We start from the raw sequence: 25,525 nt of genomic DNA, 5'->3' as shown, positions 1-25,525 counted from the left end.
CTCCCTCCTTTAAACTCTAGTCAGTATCTATTTGTGTTAACCTTCTTGTTTTCTCTGCTACTGCTTCAGGGTCAACGTCAATTCGGGCAACACCAGATTCCATGGCCGCTTGTGCTACACTTTTCGCTACGATTGGCGCAACTCTAGCATCAAAAGGTGCTGGTATAACGTAATCTTCATTTAAGTCATCTTCACTGATCAATGATGCAATAGCTTCTGCAGCTGCAATCTTCATTTTTTCATTAATTCGGGTTGCTCGTACATCTAATGCTCCACGGAAAATACCAGGAAATGCTAATACATTATTAACTTGATTCGGAAAATCAGATCTGCCGGTACCAATAACTTTTGCACCAGCTGCTTTAGCGTCTTCTGGCATGATTTCGGGATCCGGATTGGCCATTGCAAAGATAATAGGATCTGCATTCATTCGTTCTACCATTTCTTTAGACAATAAACCGCCAACAGAAACACCAATAAAGACATCTGCACCATCAAGTACTTCTTCAAGTGACCCTTCTTTTTTCTCATTGTTCGTTATTTTAGCAACCTCGTCTTTTACTTCGTTCATACCATAAGAACGTCCCTCATAGATAGCGCCTTTAGAATCACACATAATCATTTCACGTACACCGAAGCTATAAAGAAGTTTAATGATTGCAACACCTGCTGCACCTGCTCCATTTGCCACTACTTTAATATCTGAGAATGATTTCCCAACTACTTTTAAAGCATTAATTAATCCAGCAACAGTTACAATTGCTGTACCATGCTGATCATCGTGAAAGATTGGAATGTTTGTTTCCTTTTTCAGGCGTTCTTCAATGATAAAACAGTTAGGAGCTGCGATATCTTCTAAATTCACACCGCCAAAAGTTGGTTCCATCAATTTTACTGTTCGAACTATTTCCTCAACATCATGAGTTGCTAGACAGATTGGAAAAGAGTCTACACCAGCAAAGCTTTTAAACAGAACTGACTTCCCTTCCATTACAGGGAGCGCGGCTTCAGGTCCGATATTTCCGAGACCCAGTACAGCAGAACCGTCGCTTACAACCGCAACCATATTTCCTTTCATGGTATAATCATATACTTTTTCCTTGTGATCATAGATTTCTTTACAAGGTTCAGCAACACCTGGCGAATAAGCTAAACTTAAGTCTCTCGCATTGCGTATTGGAACCTTGGATTGTATGGATAATTTACCCTGATTGGTTTTATGCATTTGCAGTGCTTCATCTCTCATATTCGACACGTCTCATTCGCTCCTTCAACAATAATAAATTTACCGATACTCTTTTAGTGGTCAGACCACTTAATTATTTCATTATAACAGATGGTCTTACAGTGTAAAGTATGGACTAGTATCTTTCGTCGCTAATTTTAACCCTTCTTCAAGGCTACATTTCTATCCCCAAAATGCTGTTTTAATTCTCGCAAACATGCGGAAGTAGTATCTACAAAATATTCACTGGCTAGTTTATATGTTTGCTTTTTATCTTCTCTGTGAATAATTACTGGGGTATTTCCAGGATAATTGCTTGCGATTTCCTTCATAATCAGTAATACCTGCTCACTATTTTTTTCGTTAAATTTAATGAATAATTGATTACGATTCTTTTCCTCAAGCAATTTCTTGTCAAAACGTTGTATATCCCTCAATAACCACTGGTTCTTATTATTACGATTTTCAATTTTACCTGAAATGAAGACAATAACTTCCTCTTCAATCCACCGACTTATTTCGCGGAAAACATCAGGAAAGATAACTGCTTCCATGTCATTATATTCATCACTGATTGTGATAAAGGCCATTGGATCTCCCCGCTTGGTACGGATTGTTTTCAGCGATTGGACAATTGCAGCACTCTTAACATTTTGTTTCCCAGCCATTTTACCAGCCTGTTCTAAAGTGATATATCCATTTTTTCTAAGTTCATCACGATAGCTTGCTAACGGATGACTAGAGAGATAGATTCCTACTAACTCTTTTTCATCAGATAGCTTTTTCGTAACAGTAAAGTCCTCAATCTCAACATACGTTGCTTCTAAGTCCATTTTATCCTGAAACAAGCTGGGTTGATCTGCAAACTCCCGAAATAATTCCCCCTGCTCCATTGCATGGTCTATAGAGGCCAGGAGACTGGCACGATTACTATATGTCGTATCAAATGCGCCAGCCATTATTAACAATTCCATCGTTTGACGATTAACAACTTTTATAGAAACTCGCAGACAAAAGTCGAAAATATTCTTAAATAGTCCAGACTTTCGTACTCGTACAATTTCTTTTACTGCCTGATTACCAATTCCTTTGATAGATAAGAGTCCCATTCTGATTCGACCGTGATCCACGGAATATTTACCAAAACTATTATTGATGTTTGGTGGTAAAAATTCAAGTCCAAAGGCTTTCGCTTCATTTCGATAATGGTGTGTTTTTTCCTGCTGGTTAGCATTCGTGCTTAATAATTCAGCAAAAAAACAAGCAGCGTAATTCGCTTTTAAATATGCTAGTTGGTACGAAATTTTACTGTAAGCCACTGCATGGCTTCTATTAAAGCCATAATTTGAAAACTGTACGATCCAGTTAAAAATCTCTATTGCCACTTCATCCTGATACCCATTCTTCACGCAACCAGCAATAAAAGCCTCTTTTTGTTCGTCCATTAAGTCATGCTGCTTTTTACTGACCGCTCTCCGTAAAACATCCGCTTTACCAAGTGAGAAACCAGCAATTTCATGCGCAATCTGCATGATTTGTTCCTGGTAAATCAGCACACCATACGTCTTTTTCAGGATAGGCTCTAAGTCCGGATGCGGATAATGTATCTGGGAATTATTATGCTTTCTGCTAATATATACCGGAATATTCTCCATTGGTCCAGGTCGAAATAATGCATTAACCGCTACTATATCTTCGAAAGAAGTTGGTTTTAGTTTTGTTAAAACCTGCTTCATCCCTTCTGACTCCAGCTGGAATATTCCATTCGTCATGCCTGTCTGAAGCAATTGAAATGTTGCTTGATCATGCACAGGTATTTCCTCGAGTTCAATTTGCTTTTTATGTACATAGGCAATTGAATCTATGACTCGCTCTAATAATGTGAGATTACGCAAGCCTAGAAAATCCATTTTTAATAAACCTACCGATTCCAGCTCGTTCATGGAAAATTGAGTCAGATACGTTTCATTGGCACCTTTTGTAATTGGGGTATATTCAATAAGTGGCTTCTCACTTATTACTACCCCCGCTGCGTGTGTGGAGACGTGCCTTGGCAAACCTTCGAGCTTCAATGCTACTGTAAATAGCGCCTTCAGTGAATTTGATTGCTTTATGTACTGTTTCAAATCAGCTGAATCTTGTATGTATTCCAGTAATGACTTGTTTGCCTGTACTGGTATTTCTTTTAGTAAAAAATAAGCATCCTGCTGATCTATACCAATTGTTTTAATTAGCTCCCGCAATAAAGACCGTGCGGCAAACGTCCCGAAAGTTATTATTTGAGCCACATGCTCATCACCGTATTTATTTCGTACATACTCAATCACTTCATCGCGCCGGTTATCGGAAAAGTCTATGTCAATATCAGGCATACTAATACGTTCAGGATTTAGAAAACGCTCAAATATCAGCTGATGTTTCACTGGGTCCACATCTGTCACCGCTAATACATACGCTACAAGCGAACCTGCAGCAGAACCACGTCCAGGTCCAACCATAATATTATTATTTTTCGCATAGTTTATAAAATCCCATACAATTAAAAAATAATCGCTGAATCCCATATTATCAATAACAGTAAGTTCATATTTTAATCGTTCTTCGATTTCTTCTGTGACAGTCTGATACCTAGTTTCAACTTTACTCCAGCATACCTTTGAAAGGTATGTATGAGCATCCATTTTATCTGGAACTGGATAGGACGGGAGTAATTGCTGATCAAAATTCAACTCCACATTACATCTGCCAGCAATTTTTAACGTTTCTTCTATAACTTCAGGCCAGGTGGAACCGAAAGCAGCGTTCATTTCATCTGCGGAACGCAAATGATGATTATGTGTCATCGGTTTACTGCCAGGGTCCCACTGATGCCCCTTCTTCATTGCCTGCAGACAATCATATACACGATTATCCCTTTCCTCCAGGTAGGTTACATCATTAATTGCAACTGCGTGTATACCCTGTTCAACTGAATAGGAATAAATCGACTGGTTTATCATTTCTTCCCGATCATTCCCGTGACTCTCGACACCAAGATAAAAACGTTCTTGTTCAAAAGTCTGTATCCACAATTTAATATAATCATTTAATTGTTCGTATGACTGTTGCTCAAGTCGACCGCAAACCGTATTGTTTACAGCAGGAAGAATCCCTATTAATCCCTGTGTATAACTGCTTAACTCACCAAGTTCTATATTTTTATTGTTGCTTATTTGAATAGCACTGCTAAGCTTCAACAATTGCTGGTATCCATGATTATTTTCAGCTAACAAAATACAGGTGCTAGCCTCGGTATTTTCATCTATTACATTCACAGTCATCCCGATTAATGGTTTAATACCATGTTTTTTACAGGCTTTGTAGAACGGAATAGCTCCATATAATACCTGATCATCAGTTAATGCCAGCGCATTGAAATTATGCTCCGCTGCTTTTTCTACAAGTTTATCAATAGTTAAAGTGCTTTCCATTAAACTGTATCCACTTTTAACTTGTAAATGTGTAAATGACATGCTACCCCACCTCTAGTTACCTTCTATATTATTATAACGAACTTCCTAGTCGCTTGTATAATCATATCTCGTCCAACTTCATCATATAGTGAAAGAAGTACACCTGATAGGGAGAGTATGTTATGGAAGAACGCTTCTTTGCACAGTTTATACATTGCTACTTTATTGCATTTGGAGTCATAATTGGCGGCACAATAATTGGCAGTATGGGGTCTTTCTTTACAGGAGATCCACCAATAGCTGCAATTAACCGCCTAGCAAAAAGTTTACGAATCTGGGCAATTGTCGCTGCAATTGGTGGTACATTTGATGCTATTGCGAAATTTGAAAAAGGTGTACTGGATGGAGCGACATTTGATGTTTTTAAACAAATTCTATTCATTGTAGCAGCGATGGGTGGAGTGAAGTCTGCTATTTTAATTCTTTCCTGGGCAATTCAACAGGAGATCGAATAATGCATATACCTCCGTATCATAAGAAAAAAAGCTGGCAGCGGTTTCTGGTTGGAACATTCTTTGGAGGGACTATAGCATATTGCATTTTGCTTTATATGTATGGATCCATGTATGAAGATTTACTTGAACAAAATCTTGATCTTCAATCACAAGTAACCACACTGACAAGCCAAAACAAATCCTTGCTTAAGGACAAAGAAGATCTTAATCAACAGACAAAAGAATCGGAAACAGTAAAGTCAATTGAAATAATTATTCCAAATGAAGAAGAATTGAAGCTAGACGAATTAATTGTATACCAGCTCGAGCAGCTAATTAAAGAAGAGATTTCCCACCTGATCGGTCAGGATGTCAACATTGTTTCTGAAAGTGAACAGTTACTATATTCTACGATTGAGAACAAAAGTTTCCGAGTAGATAATATGACATATACTTTCACTGTATTAAAACTCTCCATTATTGAAGATACAATGAAACTAACGTTAAAAGCTGATATCGAAGGTTAATTATAGATTGAATTTCAAATGCTATTCGAAAAAATATAGGCAACATTACGAACCATTTCATATAATGTTTTGAAAGGAGTGGTTCGTATGTTCATTATGAATCAAAAAACAATCAAGGATCAAAAAATTAATCAGTTGAAAAGTGGGTTAACAGCATACGAAGAGTCCAAGGAAGTAATCAGGTTGATTAAGAAGGATATACTAAAATATGAACTGCATGTCCATTGTGATGAAACATCCTTAGGCTGCTGGTTCATTCCACTTCATAACAAGGCTAACGTTTAATTTAGTAAAGGTAAAAGAAGCGCTGGATCAGCACTTCTTTTTATTTTACATATCTCAACTTTCGCACAAAAAATTTAGTTCTTATAGACTTGAATATGTTACGTAACACGAGTTACAACTATGTCTATTTCTAAACGTGCTATTAGTTACTTTTGTTGTATTTGATGTGAAATGCGACGTAACATTAGCTTTATTACCAAAGTGTTGTTCTAAAGTTGCCGTACAGGATCGCTCCGGGCGGATGCTTTCCGCGGGCACGGCTTCAGCTTCCTCGGATAAGCAAAGACCGCTTTCCTGCGGGATCTTCAGCTCGCGCTGTTCCTGTACTTGTAAACCTATATTCTTAAGTATTCTTTGTTGTTCCTTTCTAATAATGCCTTCTGAAATAGACGTAGCTATCGAGTGAGCACTTTATAAATCCATTACATCTATTTCTTGTCTAGAGATTGGAGCGGATGGCAGTCGACTCCTGCGGGAGGAAAGGCATAGGTGAGACCCCGGAGTGCAAAGCACGAGGAGGCTCACCAGCCACCCTAAATTTCTGGGAGAATCACCTTATTTTATTCTGCGAAAATTGAGTTACTTAGTTACATATGATATACAAGCATAATCAAGATCACGAATTACTTGGTCAGCCTCTTCCCACGAACGAACAGAGGCACCTGCTGCCATTGGATGGCCACCACCATTGTACGTTGCTGCAATTGTGTTAATTACAGGACCTTTTGAGCGCAGTCGGACTCGGATCAAGTCCTCTTCTTCTTCAATAAAGAATGCCCAAGCCTTAATGCCTTCAATATCACCTAATACACCCACAAGCTGCCCAGTTTCCATAATGGTTACACCAAACTCATTTAAGAGCGACTTTGTTAATTTGAGAGTGCTCATTCCCGAGGGTGAAAGCGTATAATTTTGTAAGATATATCCTCGCAAACGGGCAATATCTTCCTTTGTATTGTAAATACCATCATATACTTCCGAGCGGTCGAAATCATACGCAACTAACTCTGCAGCATATTGAAACGTTTTCTGCGTTGTACTCGGGAACAAAAACCTCCCAGTATCACCAACAATTCCACTGTATATAAGCCGGGCAGATTGACTATTCATTTTATAACCTTGGTCTTTAGCATGTAAAAAAAGATCGTAAATGATTTCACTTGTAGAACTTGCTTCGGTATTAACTGACATGATATCACCATATTTGTCCACATTCGGATGGTGGTCAATTTTAATCAGCATATCCCCTTTGTCATACCTGGTGTCATCAATGCGAGCAGCATTGGCTGTATCACAAACAATTACCAATGCATCTGTATATACATCATCTTCAATCACATCCATATCTAATAAAAATGTAAGTGAAGGATCCTCATCGCCTACAACAAACACTTGCTTTGACGGATATGTTTCTTTGATCATATGCATCAGACCACCTTGGGATCCAAGGGCGTCAGGATCAGGTCGTACGTGACGGTGAATAATAATTTTGTTGTATTTTTCTATGGCTTTAATGATTTCTTCAAAATTCATATTTATCACATCCGTTTCATATAAACTAAATGGCATTACTCTAGCAAAATCCTATAAAACAAGCTACAATATAAAAAGGATTTAAAGTTAGAGCGTCAAAAATTGATGATGGGGTAGATTTAATAATGGAAATGATTTTACCAATTTTAATCGTATTATCACTCGTATTCTATGTGTATTATAAAGTTGCCATATTAAAAAGTAACGAAATTCTAACACAAAAATATCTGAATGCAAAATCCAGAATGTGTCTCGGTGGATTTGTTATCTTTTTTGCAGTTAACCAATACATATTTTATCAAACAAAGATATCTTTATTTATTGGAATTGCATTCTTCATCCTAGGTAGTTTACAGGCTACGCGCGGATTTAAGGAAGCAAAACATTACAGAAGTGAATGGCATCGACTTAATAAAAGTAACACGTAAGCTGACTATACTACTAGTCAGCTTTTGTTTCTACTTTTTTTCTTATCGGTCAATTAGTTGTGCCATCAGTAATCCTTTTCCAACCATCTGATTACCATTGAAAACTTCAACATCTATTTTCGCATAGATACGTCCAACTTCCAGCAGTTTGGGTTTAATAATAATTTTACTATCCAATTGAACAGGTTTCATAAAGTAAACCGTAATATTTTCAATTACAAGATCACCTTTCTTCACCTGTAACAGCAATCTGCTGCTCGCCTCTGAAATAAGCGAAGTGAAAACCCCGTTTGATAGTGTACCCAGCTGATTTGTCATCTGGGGAGTAATATCCGTTTGAAAAATAGTCTGATCCTCATTTAACGATTCTAAATTCCGTGAAATAATATCATCAATTGTCTCGCCCACCTGGGGTTGTCGCTGAATTTGCTGTAGTGCTTTTAATACATCCTGCCTTGAGACCACACCCTGTAATTTATTCGATTGATCGACTACTGGCATAACCTCTATTCCTTCCCAAACCATCATGTGTGCAACATAGGCTAACGACGTTTTAGTCTGGACAACATGCGGACGTTTCGTCATGATCTTGTCCACTGTAATTCGTTCATTTTTTCCTATTACATCTTTTGAAGTAACCATTCCGATAACTCGCATCTTATCATCTACAACAGGAAATCGGGAATGCGCGGACTGTTCATTTAATACATACCATTTCTCAATAGCATCTTTCACCATTAAATAAGAGGCATTTTCAACAGGAGTATAAATATCTTCAACAAATACGATTTCTTTTTTTATCAATTGATCGTAAATAGCACGGTTTATCATAGCGGCGACAGTAAATGTATCATAACTTGTGGACATGATGGGAATTTCTTTTTCATCAGCCAAACGCTTAATATGTTCATCCGTATCAAAGCCACCAGTAATCAGCACAGCTGCACCTTCTTGCAGAGCAAACTCATGTGCTTTTACACGATTTCCTACAATTAAAAGTGAATCACGCTCTGTATATCGCATCATTGCGTCCAATTGCATTGCACCGATGACAAATTTGCTTAAGGTCTTGTGCAGACCAGCCTGACCTCCCAGCACTTGGCCATCGACGATATTTATTACTTCAGCAAACGTTAGTTTTTCAAAGTTTTCCTTTTCTTTCCGTTCAATTCGTATAGTTCCAACCCGTTCAATTGTGCTGACTAATCCCTGGTTTTCTGCTTCTTTGATTGCCCTGTATGCAGTACCTTCACTTACATTTAAATCCTTAGCAACTTGACGAACGGATATTTTGTTACCAATTCCTAAAGTACCTATATGCTGAATAATTTGTTCATGTTTTGTAACCAAACCGTCGCCACCAACTTTCAACTGTACTAGTCTATTTTATGAAGTTTATTATACAGTTGATTTGATCAAACCTCAATGTTAATACCTTTGACGGTCCTTCAGTCTCTCCTGTTCCATAGATGGCGGTTCAGTAATCTGAAGTATTGTTGCACTATTTGCAGCAACAATTAACAAAAATAGAACTAGCCATATCCCCCAAAAAAGTGCTGCCACTTCAGTTACTCCCACAGGAATACTTGGCCATGCAAAATATAAGAAAAAACATGCTAATAATAAGCGTAATACAGCATAGTGTCGCATCAAATCTCCTCCTTGTCCTATGGTTTACCTTATGATTTTATCTTTTGATTCAGAACTGCTTATAATTCGTATATTTCTGGGATAAAGAACCGAAAAAAGTAAATAGTAAAATGTAGTATCAGAAGAGAGGAACCTATCGATGGGCAAACAATCGCAGCAAACCAATGAAGTACACGATAAAAGGTGGGCAATCGTTTCAATGGCGTCGATACCATTAATTATGACGCTTGGAAATTCCATGCTAATCCCAGTATTACCGATGATGGAACAGGAATTGGATATTTCAAAGCTTCAATCGAGTTACATCATAAGTGTTTATTCTATTGTAGGAATTTTTCTTATCCCAATAGCTGGTTTTCTCTCCGATCGCTATGGCAGAAAGAATATTATTATTCCTTCTCTAATAATCACTGCAATTGGAGCTTTGATTGCTGGTTGGGCATCATGGAAAATGCAGGATGCTTTTTTATTTATTATTATCGGAAGAATTCTTCAGGGAATTGGCGCATCTGGGGCAGCCCCCATTGTGATGCCGCTTGTTGGAGATATGTTTCGCAGTGATAAAGATATTAGTTCAACGCTTGGAATAATTGAAACTTCTAATACGTTTGGTAAAGTATTGAGTCCGGTGCTTGGAGCTGTTTTGGCAGGCATGATCTGGTTTTTGCCTTTCTTTTCCATTCCAGTATTTTGTCTGCTATCCATTTTACTTATTTTTTTCTTAGTAAAAAAACCGAAAGAAGAACAAGAGGGGCCAAGCTTTACAGAGTTTAAAGAGAATACCAAAGAAGTCTTTAAAAAACATAAGCGGTGGCTGATGGCCATATTTATCATTGGAGCTATATTAATGTTTATTTTGTTTGGAGTTCTATTTTATCTATCCAGTATGCTGGAGGAAGTTTACAACTTTAAAGGAATTACGAAGGGGTTGTATCTGGCCGTTCCCTTAGCCGCTCTTTGTTTAGCTTCATTTATAACCGGTAAGAAAATAGAAGATAATTTAGTAATGATGAAATGGATAACATTTGGCGGTATCGTTTTGGCAGGCAGCTCAATCGTTGCCATCCGTTTTTCAGAGCAATTTGTGTATTTAATCGTGGTCTTTCTTTTTTGCGGAATTGGAATCGGTGCTGTTCTACCTTGTTTGGATTCGTTAATCACCGAAAGTATTCAGAAGGAGATACGAGGTACAATTACATCGATTTACAGCTCTGCACGTTTTGTTGGAGTTGCTGGCGGCCCCCCTGCTGTTGCTTTATTAATGAAGCAGGACTTAACATGGCTTGTAAGTCTATTGGGGTTCCTGGCACTTATTGCGGCATATTTAGCCTTTAAGAATATAAAGCCAGAAGCGAAAAGATGATTGCTCGTATCGGGGCATCATCTTTCCTTTTACTTCTGATGATATACGGCAAAAGCCACATTTATTAAAATAGATTCTTTCTCTTTCGTTACGGTCAATTCATCAACAATAAACATTCGATTACTGTTTTTAAAAGATTCTAAGAACTTATTCACATCTTCAAGGGAAGCAGCAGTTGCATCTAATGAGTAATGTTTTTCAATAGGACCCTCATCAGTTTTAGTTTCTTCATCCAATGGTACAGATTCAAGTGAATCTATTGTAGTATTGGATTGACTAGCAAATTTCTCGAGTTGCAGTAAAACACTTTCTGGTTTAGGCTGGGACGGTATCAAGTCCATAGCATTCCCACTGTCTTCTGACAGATTTGTTGAGGAAGTCGTTTTGTTAACTTGAGATTGAAATAATTCAATTGTTTTATTCGTTGAAGTTAACTCTGACTTCATTGGCTTAAGAACCAAGGAGTAGGCAACCAGATAAATAATAATAGTAGTACACACTACAGCAGTAATTCCCAATATACGTCGTTTAGATAAGTACTTATTCATCTTGTTTAAACTCCTTAAGCAAAGCTTCCGGATCAGTACTTACAGCCAGGGTTGTCTGATAAGCGTCTTCATTTAAACTAATCGTTGTTACTTCAACTTCCCGAACATACGATTGTTCCTGCAGCTTAGAAACCAAAGATGCTATTTCCGAAAGTGTTTTATATTGAACATTAACTAATATCTGTTCTGCATCATGCACTTCGTATCCATTAAAATTAGCATACTCTGGCAGTAAAGCAAGAATATTATTATACGTCTTTACTGTCGGGTTACTTGAAGATTTGATGGATTCTATAGCAGATGTTACCGATTCAATAGTACGTAAATCCTTATTTTCTTTCTGTTGTTCACTAAGAGTCTTCTCCAGCCCCGAAAGTTTAACTGCTTTGTTTTCTATTTCCCCTTGTATATTGTTATGCTGGAAAACTACTAAAGCCGAAGCGCAAATTAACAAGAAAAAAAATAGAATACTAAACTTTATAAATGAAGCAGATCTGTTTGTCTTTTTCTCAAGAAAATTAATCTCAGTATTCATGTAATGTCCCTTTCTATGCTTCTTGCTTCATGGCTAAACCAAATACATCGGTATATTTTGAAGATGTATCAATTGACTTGTTCGCTTCATCAACAAGCATTACCGGAATAGACAGTTGGAGTTCGAGTTCATTTTTGACTCGTTTCAAGTGAGGAAAATCACCAGAAATTAAAATTTGTTTCATACTTGACGAACCATTCGTTACGTTATATTGATAAAAATCAATAATACGATTCACTTCTACGATTTGTTCTTCAATAAATTGTTTAATATTTTCTTCCTGGATTTCTATTCCTCTATCTAAGTTCCTGTATCGTGTAAAAACTGCCTTCTGCTTATTGAAGGCTGTAGTGACTAATGAATCCGTATTCCACTGTATTAATAAAACATCATCTGCACTATTTGCCACCTGCATATAATAATATCGATAGACGGATAGGGATGTAAGGTCAGCTACTATTGGTACTAAACCTGCTTCTGAAAATAAATTTTTAAAATCATTGATTTTGTCTTTAGGATAAGCGAATAACAATATATTTTGCTTTCCTTTGTCCTCACCCACTATTTCTATATCAATTGCAGGGTTACTAAAAGGCAGATGAAAACTATTGCCAATTTGTGTTTTTAAATATCCTATTATTTCCTTTTTGGAAAGTGAAGCAGGTACGTCTAACTGACGAATAACTACTGTATCGTCCGGAACACAGAAATATATTTTTTTCCGCTTCCATTTATTTGTTTGAACTAATTCATTAATAATTTCCACTAAACCCTGTCTGTCTTTAACAATTCCATTTACAATTGTACCCTCTGGTAAATCAACTTCTCCATGGTTTACAAGACTATCCAGCGTGGGTGCCTTGTGATAAGAGTATCGTAATACATGATTTGTAAATACGATGTTTACTCTTCCATTGCTTCCAAACGCCATACGAACACCTACTTAAGTATAAAATTTTATGTACCAGTTTATGATAGACTCACCATAAAAATATGTTGTGATGGCTGCTATAACAATATATGGACCAAAAGGAATCGGCTGCTTTCGATTAATTAATTTTAAAAGTAATAATAGACTCCCTGTAATTGCGCCTAATATAGTGGACAGAAAGAATACAAGTAAAATATGTTCTAACCCTAATATAAATCCAAGAATTGCAAACAGTTTCATATCTCCTGCACCCATTCCACCCTTACTTGCAAAGATGATAATCGCAGTAATCCCAAAACCAGCAAGTGCACCAGCGATGGATGTCCACCATTGATCTAATGGTTGAAGAAAGCGCATAACAACAAAAAATGGCAGAAAGAAAAGAAGAACCTTATTTGGTATCAGCATATACTTTATATCCGAGACGAAGATAATCATTAACATAGAAACCAGCAGTAGCGCTGTAATTAATTCTAAATTTAATCCAGTAATAATATAACTTAGAGCAAACAGCAATCCTGTTGTCAACTCTCCGAATGGATATACCGCCGAAATGGTCGCTTTGCAATGTCTGCATTTTCCTAGTTGTAAAAGATGGGAGAGTACAGGAACTAATTCGTACCAATTAAGGGTATGCTCACAAGCAGGACAAATGGATCGATCATTTGTAAATGGCTGGTTTACCGGAAGCCGCAACCCAACAACATTGAAAAACGAGCCAAAGATTAGACCAAGTATGAAAAATAATATAATTAAAGCAATTTCCATCATTTATTGGGACTCCTTAGTATGTATAAAATGGAACAAAACGCCTTGCATTTAGTGATGCAAGGCGTTAAAATTATTAGTTAATTTGTAAGTTAATTACTAGTAGTTGCAGTTCCATATGTCCAAACACCATTTTCTTTTGTAACAGTTTCATTACCAGTAAATCCTTTAGGAACATCTTCTAAATAACCTGCAGTTTTAAGTTCAGTGATAGTATATGAAGTTTTTGTACCATCTTCCGAAACATCTGCTAACCTAGCTGCATTCTCAATCAATTCAATGCTAGCTTCATTAGCCTTAGTTTCTGATTTACTAATTACATTTCCAATCGTAGGAACCGCAATCGCTACAATAATTGCTAAAATAGCTATAACTGCCAATAGCTCGACTAACGTAAAACCTTTTTCTCTTTTTATTCTTTTCTTTAACCGTTCAAACATGTTAACCCCACCCTTTTAAAGATAAATAATTTCTAAACCAAGTTTGTCGGTTGCACTAGTTACTCCCGATTATCCAAGTGACCCATTTACAGATAATCATTCAACGTATCCTACTAAAGTCTTAAATCAATTATAATCTATTAAATTACAAATATCTACTAATTTTTCTAAATTTGTTCAAAAAGTGAAAACATTGGTATAACTATTGCCATAATTATACTTCCTACTATGAAGGTTAATACGATTATCATTATAGGTTCGATCAACACTTTAATTCTATTTGATAATTGCTCTACTTCTTCCTCATAGAAATCTGCTGCCTTCATGAGCATATGATCTAATGCACCTGTTTTTTCACCAATTTGAATCATTTGCACAACCAGTGCTGGAAATGCCCAGTGATTACTCATTGGCTTAGTCAATGATTCGCCTACTTCAAGTGATTCACGGGATTTTGTCAAAACTGATTGGATTACCCGATTACCGACCACTCGCTCTGTAATTTCAACAGACTGAAGGATCGGTACAGAACTATTAAATAAAGTACTTAAGGTTTGAAGCATTCGAACTAGTACGCCTTTATGAACTACAACTCCTAGTAAAGGAAATTTCATTTTTATAATATCCATCCGATAGACGAAACTATTAAACCGCATACTATATTTATACAGTAAATAGCCTGCTGCCATTATAAAAAAGAAAATCCACCAGTATGAAGCAGCAAGCTGGCTAAGTGTAAGTATGAACTGGGTGAATGGAGGTATCTCCTCACCAAACGATTTAAACATGCCAACAAATTGTGGTACTACAAAGATCAGCAAAAACATACTTAACAAAAGTGTAATAACCCCCACGACAGTTGGGTAGAGAAGAGCCGAAACAATTTTTTGTTTATTCCGGTATTCTTTTTCATAGTAATCAGCCATCTGATTCAAGATTTCGTCTAATTTACCACTAGCTTCTCCCGCATGAATCATGTTCACAAGCAAACTTGGAAATACACGTGGATGTTCTTTAGCAGCTGCCGAAAGCGCCTGTCCATTTTCAAGTTGCTTATCTACTGCAGATAATGCATGCTGCAGCGCATAATTATCTGTTTGTTTGACCATCGTTTTCGTGGCATCTGAAATGGATATACCTGCACGAATCAGTGTTGAATACTGCCGAAGAAATATTACAAAATCCTTATTTTTAACCTTTTTATTTAAGATAATTTCTTTATTCCAGGGTTTGGTCTCTGTAATATCAACTAGAATAAATCCTTCTTTTTCAAGAATTTTTATTGCTTCCAATTTAGACTCAGCTTCAATTTTTCCATTAATTTTCTTTCCTGAAACCTGTTTTCCTGTATATTGGAAATTCATTTTTACAAATTCCTTTCCTGTAAAAATGGAGTTATGCTTTCATACGTAACAAGGTCCTCCTGCAATAAGCGCTTTAAATCCATTTCGAGTGTATGCATCCCACTGTCTCTTGACGTTTGCAATACGTTTTGTACCTGATAGAGTTTGTCATTTCTTATAAGGTTCTTAACCGCTGAATTATTAACCAGCAATTCGGTAGCTACTACCCGACCAGTTTGTTCCTTTGTTACAAAGAGACGCTGTGAAATTACTGAATTCAAGATGGATGATAACTGGATTTGAATTTGTGTTTGCTGATTGGAAGGGAATACATCAATTATACGTTCAATGGTTGATACCGCACTCGTCGTGTGTAATGTACCCAGCACCAGATGACCTGTTTCCGCTGCAGTTACTGCAGTAGAAATGGTTTCAAGATCACGCATTTCACCAACTAGAATAACATCAGGATCCTGCCGTAAACTTGATCGTAATCCAGCTGCGAAACTGTTTATATCAAACCCTATCTCTCGCTGGTCGATTACACATTTGTCATGCTTATGCATATATTCGATTGGATCTTCTAACGTGATAATGTGTCTGTGCATAGTACGGTTCATATAATCAATCATTGTAGCCAATGTAGTGCTTTTCCCACTACCAGTAGGACCAGTGACCAATATCAGTCCCTGTGGTTTTGTTAGAAATTCTTTCAGCTGATTTGGTAAACCCAGCTCTTCAACAGTCGGAATTTTTCTCGGTACTAGCCGGATAGCAAGTGACAATTGCCCTCTTTGGAAAAATGTATTAATGCGAAATCTCGAAACACCATTAATACCATACGTGAAATCAAGGTCTCTGTTGGTCTCTAATTGCTTCCACGAGTCTTCTGAAACAATTTCCTTTACGATCTGATATGTATCTTGAGGCATTAGCACATCTTGATCCTGGACTTCCAGTTTTCCATTTATACGAAATACCGGAGGCTTGCCTATTGTCAAATGAACATCAGAAGCTCTCACATGATATGCAGTAGTTAACCAATCATTAAATTTACCCTTCATAGACTGCCCCCTAAATCTTAATCGAAACTTGCATAATTTCTTCCATTGTAGTTAAACCTCGTTTAATTTTATCAAGGCCATCCTGCAGCAGAACAGCTTTATGTTGTCCTTTTAAATAAGCACGCACTTCAGATAATGGTTGGTTGTTTAATAGCATGCTTTTAATCGTTTCATCAATAACTACCACTTCCTGTACAGCGATCCTGCCGCGATAACCCTGTTGATGACAACTGTTACAACCCTTACCATAATAAAGTTTCTCTACAGTCATTCCATTTTTACTAAATAATTGCCTTTCCATATCTGCAGGTTCTCGTTCTGTTTTGCAGTCGCGGCATACTTTTCTTACAAGTCGCTGTGCTACGATTCCAGCTAAAGAGTTCACAACTAAATAAGGTTCGATTCCCATATCAATTAGCCGCGGCACCGTATCAATAGCACTGTTTGTATGCAGTGTACTAAACACTAAATGACCTGTCATAGAAGCACGGATTGCTATTTCTGCTGTTTCCTGGTCGCGAATCTCACCTATCATAATGATGTTTGGATCCTGTCTAAGAATAGATCGGAGACCCGTCCCAAAATTCAAACCTATTTTCGTGTTTACTTGAACTTGATTAATTCCCTTCATCTGAAATTCCACCGGATCTTCCACTGTCAATATATTGACATTCTCTTTATTTAAGTGATTAATAGATGCGTAAAGTGTTGAAGATTTCCCGGAGCCTGTTGGTCCAGTCAGCAAGATAAGTCCCGAAGGCTGTTCGATCAGGTTTAAATATCGTTTATAGTTTTCTTCCGAAAAATTTAATTCACTTAATTGCATTAATGCATTTTTTAAGTCCAGAATTCGAATAACTACTTTTTCCCCGAACACCGTTGGAAGACATGAAATACGCAAATCTACTGGATTAAAACCAACTGTTGTTTTAATTCTGCCGTCCTGTGGCAGTCTGTTTTCCGTAATGTTCAGGTTGGCGAGAATTTTTATCCTTGCTACTAATGAGTTTTGCAAATGTTTCTGCAGAACCTTTTCTGTTTGTAATCTTCCATCAATTCGGTAACGTATTAATATATTGGATTCCTGTGGATCTATATGTATATCACTGGCCTTTAATTGAACTCCTGTGTTTAACAACTGATCAAGTATACGTATCACAGGAGATTCCACATCTTCTGAAGGGTTTCCATCTATACTGCTATCTGTTTCATTCTTAAAATAATACTTATTTATAGCGTATAAAATATCATCTTTCGCAGCGATTACAGGTGAAATTTGATAACCGGTTGCCATCTCTAAATCGTCAATTATGTAGTAATCCATGGGATCCTTCATCGCAATTATCAGTTCATTTCCCTGTATCTTTAGAGGCATAATTAGACTTTGTTGTGCCAATTCCTTTGTAACATACCCAAGTGAATGTTCATCGACAGGGTAGTTATACAAAGATACATGCGGGATACCTAATTGGAACTCCAGTACTTCAATTAATTGTCGTTCAGTTATATAGCCCCTATCCAAAAGCGCATCGCCTAGTTTTTGATTGTGTTCTTTGTTCTCTAATGCTTCTCCCAATTGAGAATCAGTTATAATATCTGCTTCCTGAAGTAAATCACCCAATCTTTTTCGTGTACTCATCTTAATCACTCACTTTTAAAGGTAATATTAATGACATCTTCAATTGACTCTGTTTTATTATTAGCTGTGCCAGTACTTGTGAAACTAATTGCCACTTCGACTCTGTTTTCGAATTCAGTGATATCCGGTTTAGTTATATTTGTTATTTGGTAGTGATAATTATTGCTAGAATCAAGGCTTGGTATATCTGATGAAGATGGACGTGGCGGTTCTAAATCCTCAGCGTTAGTTATGTCATTTTCACGAATATAACTATCCACAACCTCTCTATAATAATCGATTCCCATTTCAGCTATAAGTTCCGCATTTATTTGTTTCTCCATAGTTGTCACTTGCTTTGTAGTATTAATTATTAATTGAAACTGTGTCATGATGAAAAGAAGAAATAACGTTATTATCATTAATGTCAGCACTAGTATAGCACCTTTATCATTTTTAAAGTTGTTCACTAGTTTTCACCTTCATTTTCCAGCTCTATGTAGGTATACGACTCGCTAATCATTTTGTTACTCGAAGAAAAAATTAATAAATTAGTTCTATATAAGTCTACGTTACTCTCTTTACAAATTTTCACTTTTACATGATACGTCTGATTATTTATCGTGTAGGATGATACATCTCCAAGTCTTTCATCCTTGATTTTCATAACATCTGGGCAACCTTTAATGGAGGAAGCTAAATCATCCATGTCAGGTAGTTCTTTTACGTCATGCGCCACCTGTGATAATAGGTTACTGGCTATCAACTCATCATCTGCTTTTTTTGTCCAGCTTACAATTTGAGGGAAAATTGGCAGGAACACTGCTATAACCATGCTTAATATTGCAAGGGATGCTATAAGCTCAACAAGTGTAAACCCGCTGCTGTTAATTTTTTTGTAAGGAAAATGCAATAGATCCGACTCCCTATACCAAGACTTTCTTCCTATTATATCATTTCTAGAATTGAATCATTAAAAAACATGTTCAGCCTATACTCAATAAATTTTATTCTGATTCTAAAGGAAACTCTTTTGCATCAGTAATATATTCGTCAATAGATCTAAAAGTAACTACAGTTCCCCCGCTTTTAACATAAAATCCTGTTTTAGCAATTACTAATCCTTCAAACTTCGCACCGTTAAAAGTCACCTTACCATTTGGGGCGAATAATACTCCTGTCATTTTTTTGACCCAACTATTACCCCCTACCGTAATATCACCTTTACTTACAACAATTGCATCAGTAAATGTATCCACATAACCGGATTGGCTGTTGTGACTGTCAATTTTAATATTATCTCCATAAACTTTCATGTTTTTGGGTTTTATATTATCGTCGAAACTATGTTCGTCATACCAACTATTAGGTTTCAACGATGGAATTTCATTAGATATTTGAGGTGGGTCAGGAACAGTATCTTGACCAACTACTTTATTTAATATAGATTGACTGAAATAATCAGGATGCTTTAAATTACCAGTATAGTATATTTTTGTATTGGCAGCTAGAGTAGGTGTCCACCCCAATTCAACATCGCCATTTACGTAAATATTTCCGTGTACCACTGCATCTTTGAGTCTTAAATTACCATTTACATAAACCTCACCATAAATTTCCCTTCTCCCACTCCAAAGCGATAAGTCATCATCAATGGAAATTTGACCCGGAGATACTTTAGACCCTATTCCAGCACTGCCATTATTTATATCAAGATAACCATTGATATAGATATTAGAAACACCACTGAATGACCCACCATTTAACTGACTTCCGTCCAAATTTCCATTTAAAATCATTGTAGCATCAGGTCCAATTACTTCATTCCCGCTAAATTCAAACTGTGATCCTATGAAAAAAATATTATTAGCTTTTATAAAGTCATAAAAACCAGATTTCTTCGGAGTTGTTACTACAATTGGTTGAGAGACATCTCCTCCCAATTCTGTTTCCAGATTAAAAGAATTCTCTTGCTTGTCTTCCACACTCAATTGAACAGCTAAGTTCATTAATGGATCCACTTTTGAAATGCAGGGACTTTGTTTATTAATAAGCTGTTTATCTAAATGTAATTCCATAGAAACATCATCGTCAGAAACTAATTGATCGTAACATAATTCGTATGTATTTTCCTGCTGGTGTTTTTGTCTCAAATTATTCACAATAACATTTGCTTCTTGCCTTAAATTTATTTGTGACTGACTCTTGTTATTAAAGTCTAGAGATGTTGTTAGTACGCTAAATGCTATGGTTATTACTAGAGATACAATTGCTATGGATGCTAACAGTTCTAACAATGTAAACCCTGATTCTTCGCTTAAAATTTTTTTCATCTATTTACAACACCTTAATAATTATTGTAGCTAATAAAAAATAGTACCTTACTCCCTTGATTATAACAACAATTCTGAAAAAATGCTCTCTAAATTTCATAGCTTAGCATATTTATCAACGTGTATACTATAATCGCTGCGTACAAAACAAGAAAAAACGTGAGCAATCTGCCCACGTTTTTTCTATAACTCTATTACTTCCCCAACCTTCAAGACTCGGCCCTCACCGGTCTTAACGTTAGAAGCAAATTCTTCAGGATTCTGTTCAATTACTGGAAACGTATTAAAGTGAACTGGTACAGTAATTTTAGCATTGATCCATTCTGCTGCTATCAGTGCATCATCAGGTCCCATTGTGAAGTTATCACCGATTGGAACAAAGGCTACATCGATATCATTCATTTCACCAATTAATTTCATATCTGAAAACAATCCGGTATCACCTAAATGATAAATAGTTTTACCATTTATGGTAAGCAGAATCCCAGTAGGCATTCCGGTATATACCGTTGTACCATCATCTTCTTCATATGAAGAACCATGAAATGCTTGAGTGAATTTAACTTTTCCAAAATCAAATTCACGGGCTCCACCAATATACATAGGATGTGTGTTAACATCTTTTGTTGCAAGGAAATTAGCTAATTCGAATGGGGCAATTACCAATGCATTATTATGCTGAGCTAATTTCACAGTATCGCCCACATGATCATTATGGCCATGTGTTAATAAGATAACATCTGCTTTTTCAGAAGCCGGATCCAGGTCACACACGTCATTACCTGAAATAAACGGATCAATTAAAATCGTATGTGTTTCAGTTTCTACTCTGACTACGGAATGTCCATGATAAGATACTTTCATTCAAATCTCTCCTTTTATGTTTAAATATACATATCCTTTACCCATTTAATAGTTAATCCATGCATTTTCATATAGACGAATTAAATTAGGATCAATAAGTGTGTTTGGCTCTAATACGAACTTCTTTCCTTCTTCATTAACTATATTACTATCCTCATCTTTGCCGAATTGCGTTAAACCTGTCAGCATGTCATCCGTGATAAATTCGGTCTCTACTTCAATAGACAAATCTTTGATAGAAATTTCATCCCGGCTGGCCATCACAAAGCCCCAATTTCCGAAGCTCGGTACATCAACATGCAAATTTTCAACAAACATACCTGTAGATTCGATAGTCTCAGAAATCGTCCAGTACACCTTAGTTGCAAAAACAGGGCTGGTTGACTGGACCATTGCTGCTCCTCCAGGGAGTAAATGGTTTCGAATCAAGGAATAAAACTCTTTGGTGTAAAGTTTATTTAAACTTTCATTATTCGGGTCTGGTAAATCGACAATAATAACATCGTACCATTCATCTGAATCCTGCAGAAATTGAAAGGCATCTTCATGAATAACTTCGAGTTTTGGACTTTTTAACGAATTTTCATTCAGCTCAAGCAGCTTTTGATTTGTATTTGCTAATTCAACTACCGCTGGATCTAAATCAACTAGCGATATCGAGTCGACATCATCATATTGCAGCACTTCTTTCGCAGCAATTCCATCTCCACCACCCAAAATTAATACATTTTCATGGGAGTCTGCTTGTGCCATTGTTGGATGCACGAGTACTTCATGATATCTGTATTCATCTGTGGAACTTAATTGCAGCGACCCATCCAGATATAAACGCACATCTTTTTCATCCTGCGTTAAAATAATCTTTTGATATGCGCTTTGTTCCACATGAATAATTGGATCCTTGTACAACTTTTGTTCAAATGTAAATGCCATTGCTTCACCAAAGAAAACACCAGCAACCAATACAATAGCTAAGACAATCCCAAAACCTGCGTGAACAGCAAAGTGCCTGATTTCTCTTCTGAATAGCCAAAGCACGGTTAATGCCACACCCAGGTTTATGCACCCGACAAGAAAGGCAGATTTGACCATTCCAAATTGCGGGCGCAGTAGAAATACAAATAAAAGACCCCCAACCAGCCCTCCAGCATAATCGGAGAATAGAACACGAGCTGTACTTCTATTTAACGATACACCGATTTCGTTGGCTTTTCGAATAAGTATTGGCAATTCAATTCCGGTTAATCCACCGACTAAAACGGTTATAAAATACAAGAAAAAAGCATCTGTTCCTTCAGGGGCAAATGCGGTGATTCCAAACATTGTAAAACTGGAAAATCCACCTATTATCGCTACTCCGAATTCAATCCAGACAAAAGTTAATATGAGGTTTTTCATTACTTTTTCACTGAGACTAGCTCCGATACCCATACCAGTCAAAAATAGAGATATGGTCAACGTATATTGTTTTACACCATCTCCCAATATGTATGAACCTAATGCACCAAACAAAACCTCAAAGATAATACCACAAATCGATACAATACCAGATGCCCAGTAAATCAAATTACTCTTTTTTATTTCTGAATCGTTCATCAGTTCTCACTCTCGCTTTAAATATTATGGGCAAATGCAGAAGAAAGCGGACAAAAGCCCGCTTTCGGTTAATAATACTATTACGTTATCGATGCTCCTACTACAAATGCCAGTCCTATTGAGACACCCATTGATAATATACCTACTGCTTTATTATTTTTAAGTAACTGATCTTCCACTGAAAATTTACGGGTGAATAAATCAAAGAGTACATATGCCACTAATTGTAATGCTACACCATAAATGCCCCAAATTAATGTTTCATAAATTTCATTGCTGTGATAAATTGCAAAGGACAATATTATACAGATACCGATAATTTTACCTGCGATTGACATAGCTACTGCTTCGTTTCCTTCTTGAACTGCTACTAGATCTTTATATTTCTTAGTCATTAATTCAAAAATAAATAATCCAATTAATACAATTACAACTGAAATGACAAAATAGACTAATGTTGCTACAAATGGTTCCATTATTTCACTCTCCTTTTATTTTCCTGAACCTGGTCCTCCACCTCTGTAAGATGTGTCTCCACGGCTAGGTGTTCCATATGCTCCGCCTGAATAACCACCATAACACCCACCAGATTTACATTGTCTGGATCTGCGTTTTCCCCAGTCGTCTACATCTAGCACATCATCCAGCAATCGAATTGCAAAGTATGTTCCTAAGAAATTGGGCGAATAATTTTTCCGCACAAATTCGTCCTCTGCCACTTCAATTATTAATGCGTCGCTATCGTCTGGGCTAACTTTTAAGGTGACAAAATCATTCGGATAAATAAGAATTTGCTGATTATCTTTCACTTCACTTTTATCTTCCGGCTTAACCGCTTCCGTTAAAACAGAAGCTAACTCGTTTAGTTTAAACTTGTCAGTAGCATAAATTTTAGCGCTGGAAGACTCTGCTTGCACGACATCCATTAATGGAAAATTAGCTTCAATAATATCCTCAATGTCATTACTAGTATTATTTTTAATTTTACTTATAATTTCATTTTTAGTTTTTTCGTCCGGAATGTCTGCTGCGTTTATTTTTACTTCCTCCGGCATGCCCCTCTCTTCTTCAAATGAGGATGAACAGCCAGCAGTTATAATGAGAATGAATAAGAAACCAATAAGTACACTCCATTTTTTCACTTATTTCCCCCCTCTCCATATTTTTTGGTTTATGTATTTGAAAAAAACGCCATTTGCTGTGTGTGTTTATACATTTCTTATGAACAAAAATCAGGACAGCTCTTTAAAATTCAAAGAGCCTGCCCTTTTACTATATTTAAACTACTTCTCTTCCGCCATTTTCTTTTTTAATGCAGCAAGTTCATCATCTACACCATTGTCATCTAAATCCTCAAACTCATCGTCTAATGAACGACTCTCCTGTGAAAGGTCATCGCTTGTATCAGCTTCAGCTTCAAAGCGCATCACTTTTTCTTCCATTCGCTCGAAGCCACCTCTTGATTCGTCACTACCAATCGAAGACATTGTACGATTCATTTTCGTACGCGTTTTAGCTGACTCTGCACGTGCTTTTAATGAATCCTTCTTCAAGTTCATTTGTTGATATTCTTTCTTCATTTCATCCAGTTTATCCCGAAGCATATCTGAATCTTTCTTTGCGCGTTCCCATGATTCTTTTAATAAAGTAGCTTGCTTTTCATGTTCTCCCTTATCCTGTAAGGCACGACGAGCAAGATCTTCATCATTTGCATTAAGGGCTTTTTCTGCCTGTTGCTGACGTTTATCAACCATTGCTTGTGCATCATCAGATTTACGTTTAAGCATCTTTTCATTTGCAATCTGTTTTGCAACAGCAGATTCAACTTCTCTAATGTCCTCTGCCATATCACGCATAAATTGATCCAGCATTTTTACAGGGTCTTCCGCTTTATCCAGCAATGTATTTAACTCAGAACTTACTACCGTTGAAACTCGTTTGAAAAATTTAAACATTTAACTTCCTCCTCTATTTTGATCCAGCTAATATTTTTATTTCATAGTCTTCTATTGGAAAACCATAACTTACTTCAAACTCAGTTCCCCATGATTCAATGCTAAGATAGTTTTCATCTTCCTTATCACTATAGTCAGCGTAATGTGTTTCAGAACCATGTAAATTAGAACTTCTTCCTTCGCCAGTTACAGCAGCTCTGCCTTCCTCTTCCAACTGGTAACTCTTACCATCATATTCAAGTTTCTTTGGAAAAGGCTTACTTACAGCGAGTTGTATTTTTCTATAGATACCGAGCTCAAGCTCATCATCCATTTCAGCAGATAACCAAATGGTATCATGCCCCTCTAATAATTGATATCCATACCATTTATAGCTGCCATCCTGATATGTGATTTTTCCTACCACTTCATAATCCCTTAAATCATACGTAATGATATCTCCTACTTTTATAGACAAAGCATCACGTTCTTTAGGTGCAGGTCGATCCACTTCTTTACTTTTAAATAACTTTGAAAATAAACCCACGTATTCACCTCTTTTGCATTTAAAAATTACTTCCTTCATTCCGTATT

Annotated in this window: 27 protein-coding genes and 1 riboswitch; of the genes, 5 read left to right on the top strand and 22 right to left on the bottom strand. The window is 36.6% G+C overall.

Features of this window, described 5'->3' with window-relative positions; all coding sequences use genetic code 11:
- Nucleotides 1-16 precede the first annotated feature (16 nt).
- Nucleotides 17-1,246 (bottom strand): NAD(P)-dependent malic enzyme, encoded by a 1,230-nt coding sequence (locus VBD025_RS09500; protein WP_430791342.1) that lies wholly within the window; start codon nucleotides 1,244-1,246, stop codon nucleotides 17-19.
- A 137-nt stretch (nucleotides 1,247-1,383) separates the two neighbouring features.
- Entirely contained in the window at nucleotides 1,384-4,737 is a 3,354-nt protein-coding gene (gene dnaE, locus VBD025_RS09495) for a DNA polymerase III subunit alpha (RefSeq protein WP_430784826.1), read from the bottom strand.
- Between the two features lie 122 nt (nucleotides 4,738-4,859).
- On the opposite strand from dnaE, the gene VBD025_RS09490 reads away from it, so the two are divergent.
- The 3 genes from VBD025_RS09490 to VBD025_RS09480 all read left to right on the top strand — a co-directional run bounded on the left by VBD025_RS09490 (nucleotide 4,860) and on the right by VBD025_RS09480 (nucleotide 5,983).
- A complete protein-coding gene (locus VBD025_RS09490; RefSeq protein WP_430784824.1) occupies nucleotides 4,860-5,192 on the top strand; it encodes a YtrH family sporulation protein in 333 nt (110 codons plus the stop codon).
- Complete coding sequence (ytrI, locus tag VBD025_RS09485) at nucleotides 5,192-5,698, top strand: sporulation membrane protein YtrI (protein ID WP_430784822.1); 507 nt, start codon at nucleotides 5,192-5,194, stop codon at nucleotides 5,696-5,698. Before VBD025_RS09490 ends, ytrI begins: the two co-directional genes overlap by 1 nt.
- Before the next feature lie 87 nt (nucleotides 5,699-5,785).
- A complete protein-coding gene (locus VBD025_RS09480; RefSeq protein WP_430784820.1) occupies nucleotides 5,786-5,983 on the top strand; it encodes a hypothetical protein in 198 nt (65 codons plus the stop codon).
- A gap of 579 nt (nucleotides 5,984-6,562) precedes the next feature.
- Here VBD025_RS09480 and VBD025_RS09475 read toward each other — a convergent pair.
- Nucleotides 6,563-7,516 carry a DHH family phosphoesterase gene (locus VBD025_RS09475; RefSeq protein WP_430791340.1) on the bottom strand — a complete coding sequence of 318 codons (954 nt, stop codon included), beginning with the start codon at nucleotides 7,514-7,516 and terminating at the stop codon, nucleotides 6,563-6,565.
- 125 nt (nucleotides 7,517-7,641) lie between these two features.
- Here VBD025_RS09475 and VBD025_RS09470 point away from each other — a divergent pair, with 125 nt between their 5' ends.
- Complete coding sequence (locus tag VBD025_RS09470; protein WP_430784818.1) at nucleotides 7,642-7,944, top strand: YtpI family protein; 303 nt, start codon at nucleotides 7,642-7,644, stop codon at nucleotides 7,942-7,944.
- A 42-nt stretch (nucleotides 7,945-7,986) separates the two neighbouring features.
- Here the strand turns inward: VBD025_RS09470 and VBD025_RS09465 are convergent, their stop codons facing one another.
- A complete protein-coding gene (locus tag VBD025_RS09465) occupies nucleotides 7,987-9,294 on the bottom strand; it encodes a DRTGG domain-containing protein (protein WP_430784816.1) in 1,308 nt (435 codons plus the stop codon).
- Nucleotides 9,295-9,372: 78 nt separating this feature from the next.
- Nucleotides 9,373-9,594 (bottom strand): hypothetical protein, encoded by a 222-nt coding sequence (locus VBD025_RS09460; protein ID WP_430784814.1) that lies wholly within the window; start codon nucleotides 9,592-9,594, stop codon nucleotides 9,373-9,375.
- Between the two features lie 139 nt (nucleotides 9,595-9,733).
- Between VBD025_RS09460 and VBD025_RS09455 the strand changes: the two genes are divergently transcribed.
- Nucleotides 9,734-10,957, top strand: coding sequence for an MFS transporter (locus tag VBD025_RS09455; RefSeq protein ID WP_430784812.1), 1,224 nt, complete (start codon nucleotides 9,734-9,736; stop codon nucleotides 10,955-10,957).
- A 29-nt stretch (nucleotides 10,958-10,986) separates the two neighbouring features.
- Here VBD025_RS09455 and VBD025_RS09450 read toward each other — a convergent pair whose 3' ends face one another.
- From VBD025_RS09450 to VBD025_RS09370, 17 genes are all read right to left on the bottom strand, one after another.
- A complete protein-coding gene (locus VBD025_RS09450; protein WP_430784810.1) occupies nucleotides 10,987-11,505 on the bottom strand; it encodes a hypothetical protein in 519 nt (172 codons plus the stop codon).
- On the bottom strand, nucleotides 11,498-12,040 hold the full coding sequence (locus VBD025_RS09445; protein WP_430784808.1) for a hypothetical protein: 543 nt from the start codon (nucleotides 12,038-12,040) through the stop codon (nucleotides 11,498-11,500). The genes VBD025_RS09450 and VBD025_RS09445 overlap by 8 nt, the downstream gene beginning before the upstream one ends.
- Nucleotides 12,041-12,053: 13 nt before the next feature.
- Complete coding sequence (pilM, locus tag VBD025_RS09440; RefSeq protein ID WP_430784806.1) at nucleotides 12,054-12,971, bottom strand: type IV pilus biogenesis protein PilM; 918 nt, start codon at nucleotides 12,969-12,971, stop codon at nucleotides 12,054-12,056.
- A gap of 12 nt (nucleotides 12,972-12,983) precedes the next feature.
- The gene (locus VBD025_RS09435) at nucleotides 12,984-13,742 is read right to left on the bottom strand and encodes a prepilin peptidase (protein WP_430784804.1); all 759 of its coding nucleotides are present in this window, start codon (nucleotides 13,740-13,742) and stop codon (nucleotides 12,984-12,986) included.
- An 89-nt stretch (nucleotides 13,743-13,831) separates the two neighbouring features.
- Nucleotides 13,832-14,179 carry a prepilin-type N-terminal cleavage/methylation domain-containing protein gene (locus VBD025_RS09430; RefSeq protein ID WP_430784802.1) on the bottom strand — a complete coding sequence of 116 codons (348 nt, stop codon included), beginning with the start codon at nucleotides 14,177-14,179 and terminating at the stop codon, nucleotides 13,832-13,834.
- Between the two features lie 35 nt (nucleotides 14,180-14,214).
- Nucleotides 14,215-14,299: riboswitch (cyclic di-GMP riboswitch) on the bottom strand.
- A gap of 47 nt (nucleotides 14,300-14,346) precedes the next feature.
- Nucleotides 14,347-15,543: a type II secretion system F family protein gene (locus VBD025_RS09425; protein WP_430784800.1), complete on the bottom strand. Its 1,197-nt coding sequence runs from the start codon at nucleotides 15,541-15,543 to the stop codon at nucleotides 14,347-14,349.
- Nucleotides 15,544-15,545: 2 nt separating this feature from the next.
- On the bottom strand, nucleotides 15,546-16,586 hold the full coding sequence (locus tag VBD025_RS09420; protein ID WP_430784798.1) for a type IV pilus twitching motility protein PilT: 1,041 nt from the start codon (nucleotides 16,584-16,586) through the stop codon (nucleotides 15,546-15,548).
- 10 nt (nucleotides 16,587-16,596) lie between these two features.
- Complete coding sequence (locus VBD025_RS09415; protein ID WP_430784796.1) at nucleotides 16,597-18,225, bottom strand: GspE/PulE family protein; 1,629 nt, start codon at nucleotides 18,223-18,225, stop codon at nucleotides 16,597-16,599.
- 5 nt (nucleotides 18,226-18,230) lie between these two features.
- Nucleotides 18,231-18,638, bottom strand: a complete 408-nt coding sequence (locus VBD025_RS09410; protein ID WP_430784794.1) for a hypothetical protein — start codon at nucleotides 18,636-18,638, stop codon at nucleotides 18,231-18,233.
- Between the two features lie 35 nt (nucleotides 18,639-18,673).
- Nucleotides 18,674-19,117 carry a type II secretion system protein gene (locus tag VBD025_RS09405; RefSeq protein ID WP_430784793.1) on the bottom strand — a complete coding sequence of 148 codons (444 nt, stop codon included), beginning with the start codon at nucleotides 19,115-19,117 and terminating at the stop codon, nucleotides 18,674-18,676.
- A gap of 94 nt (nucleotides 19,118-19,211) precedes the next feature.
- Complete coding sequence (locus VBD025_RS09400; RefSeq protein WP_430784791.1) at nucleotides 19,212-20,537, bottom strand: prepilin-type N-terminal cleavage/methylation domain-containing protein; 1,326 nt, start codon at nucleotides 20,535-20,537, stop codon at nucleotides 19,212-19,214.
- A gap of 183 nt (nucleotides 20,538-20,720) precedes the next feature.
- The gene (locus VBD025_RS09395; RefSeq protein WP_430784790.1) at nucleotides 20,721-21,401 is read right to left on the bottom strand and encodes a metal-dependent hydrolase; all 681 of its coding nucleotides are present in this window, start codon (nucleotides 21,399-21,401) and stop codon (nucleotides 20,721-20,723) included.
- A gap of 45 nt (nucleotides 21,402-21,446) precedes the next feature.
- Nucleotides 21,447-23,000, bottom strand: coding sequence for a polyamine aminopropyltransferase (locus VBD025_RS09390; protein ID WP_430791338.1), 1,554 nt, complete (start codon nucleotides 22,998-23,000; stop codon nucleotides 21,447-21,449).
- A 77-nt stretch (nucleotides 23,001-23,077) separates the two neighbouring features.
- Entirely contained in the window at nucleotides 23,078-23,473 is a 396-nt protein-coding gene (locus tag VBD025_RS09385) for a DUF350 domain-containing protein (RefSeq protein ID WP_430784788.1), read from the bottom strand.
- 15 nt (nucleotides 23,474-23,488) lie between these two features.
- Nucleotides 23,489-24,139 carry a DUF4247 domain-containing protein gene (locus VBD025_RS09380; protein ID WP_430784786.1) on the bottom strand — a complete coding sequence of 217 codons (651 nt, stop codon included), beginning with the start codon at nucleotides 24,137-24,139 and terminating at the stop codon, nucleotides 23,489-23,491.
- 141 nt (nucleotides 24,140-24,280) lie between these two features.
- Nucleotides 24,281-24,952 (bottom strand): PspA/IM30 family protein, encoded by a 672-nt coding sequence (locus tag VBD025_RS09375; RefSeq protein ID WP_430784784.1) that lies wholly within the window; start codon nucleotides 24,950-24,952, stop codon nucleotides 24,281-24,283.
- A gap of 13 nt (nucleotides 24,953-24,965) precedes the next feature.
- Nucleotides 24,966-25,478, bottom strand: a complete 513-nt coding sequence (locus tag VBD025_RS09370; RefSeq protein WP_430784782.1) for a DUF4178 domain-containing protein — start codon at nucleotides 25,476-25,478, stop codon at nucleotides 24,966-24,968.
- Between the last annotated feature and the right edge of the window lie 47 nt (nucleotides 25,479-25,525).

Origin of the sequence: Virgibacillus flavescens, from assembly GCF_050574275.1 — a bacterium.
GTDB lineage: Bacteria > Bacillota > Bacilli > Bacillales > Amphibacillaceae > Virgibacillus_F > Virgibacillus_F flavescens.
This window is presented reverse-complemented; position numbering and strand designations above follow the sequence as displayed.

What these genes read in the sequence shown, in the direction of transcription:
- VBD025_RS09435 (WP_430784804.1), bottom strand. Translation starts at nt 13,742, where the DNA reads ATGATGGAAATTGCTTTAATTATATTATTTTTCATACTTGGTCTAATC.
- VBD025_RS09450 (WP_430784810.1), bottom strand. Translation starts at nt 11,505, where the DNA reads ATGAATAAGTACTTATCTAAACGACGTATATTGGGAATTACTGCTGTA.
- VBD025_RS09415 (WP_430784796.1), bottom strand. Translation starts at nt 18,225, where the DNA reads ATGAGTACACGAAAAAGATTGGGTGATTTACTTCAGGAAGCAGATATT.
- VBD025_RS09430 (WP_430784802.1), bottom strand. Translation starts at nt 14,179, where the DNA reads ATGTTTGAACGGTTAAAGAAAAGAATAAAAAGAGAAAAAGGTTTTACG.
- VBD025_RS09455 (WP_430784812.1), top strand. Translation starts at nt 9,734, where the DNA reads ATGGGCAAACAATCGCAGCAAACCAATGAAGTACACGATAAAAGGTGG.
- VBD025_RS09425 (WP_430784800.1), bottom strand. Translation starts at nt 15,543, where the DNA reads ATGAATTTCCAATATACAGGAAAACAGGTTTCAGGAAAGAAAATTAAT.
- VBD025_RS09420 (WP_430784798.1), bottom strand. Translation starts at nt 16,586, where the DNA reads ATGAAGGGTAAATTTAATGATTGGTTAACTACTGCATATCATGTGAGA.
- dnaE (WP_430784826.1), bottom strand. Translation starts at nt 4,737, where the DNA reads ATGTCATTTACACATTTACAAGTTAAAAGTGGATACAGTTTAATGGAA.
- VBD025_RS09395 (WP_430784790.1), bottom strand. Translation starts at nt 21,401, where the DNA reads ATGAAAGTATCTTATCATGGACATTCCGTAGTCAGAGTAGAAACTGAA.
- VBD025_RS09470 (WP_430784818.1), top strand. Translation starts at nt 7,642, where the DNA reads ATGGAAATGATTTTACCAATTTTAATCGTATTATCACTCGTATTCTAT.
- VBD025_RS09445 (WP_430784808.1), bottom strand. Translation starts at nt 12,040, where the DNA reads ATGAATACTGAGATTAATTTTCTTGAGAAAAAGACAAACAGATCTGCT.
- VBD025_RS09480 (WP_430784820.1), top strand. Translation starts at nt 5,786, where the DNA reads ATGTTCATTATGAATCAAAAAACAATCAAGGATCAAAAAATTAATCAG.
- VBD025_RS09490 (WP_430784824.1), top strand. Translation starts at nt 4,860, where the DNA reads ATGGAAGAACGCTTCTTTGCACAGTTTATACATTGCTACTTTATTGCA.
- VBD025_RS09375 (WP_430784784.1), bottom strand. Translation starts at nt 24,952, where the DNA reads ATGTTTAAATTTTTCAAACGAGTTTCAACGGTAGTAAGTTCTGAGTTA.
- VBD025_RS09475 (WP_430791340.1), bottom strand. Translation starts at nt 7,516, where the DNA reads ATGAATTTTGAAGAAATCATTAAAGCCATAGAAAAATACAACAAAATT.
- VBD025_RS09460 (WP_430784814.1), bottom strand. Translation starts at nt 9,594, where the DNA reads ATGCGACACTATGCTGTATTACGCTTATTATTAGCATGTTTTTTCTTA.
- VBD025_RS09385 (WP_430784788.1), bottom strand. Translation starts at nt 23,473, where the DNA reads ATGGAACCATTTGTAGCAACATTAGTCTATTTTGTCATTTCAGTTGTA.
- ytrI (WP_430784822.1), top strand. Translation starts at nt 5,192, where the DNA reads ATGCATATACCTCCGTATCATAAGAAAAAAAGCTGGCAGCGGTTTCTG.
- pilM (WP_430784806.1), bottom strand. Translation starts at nt 12,971, where the DNA reads ATGGCGTTTGGAAGCAATGGAAGAGTAAACATCGTATTTACAAATCAT.
- VBD025_RS09500 (WP_430791342.1), bottom strand. Translation starts at nt 1,246, where the DNA reads ATGAGAGATGAAGCACTGCAAATGCATAAAACCAATCAGGGTAAATTA.
- VBD025_RS09400 (WP_430784791.1), bottom strand. Translation starts at nt 20,537, where the DNA reads ATGAAAAAAATTTTAAGCGAAGAATCAGGGTTTACATTGTTAGAACTG.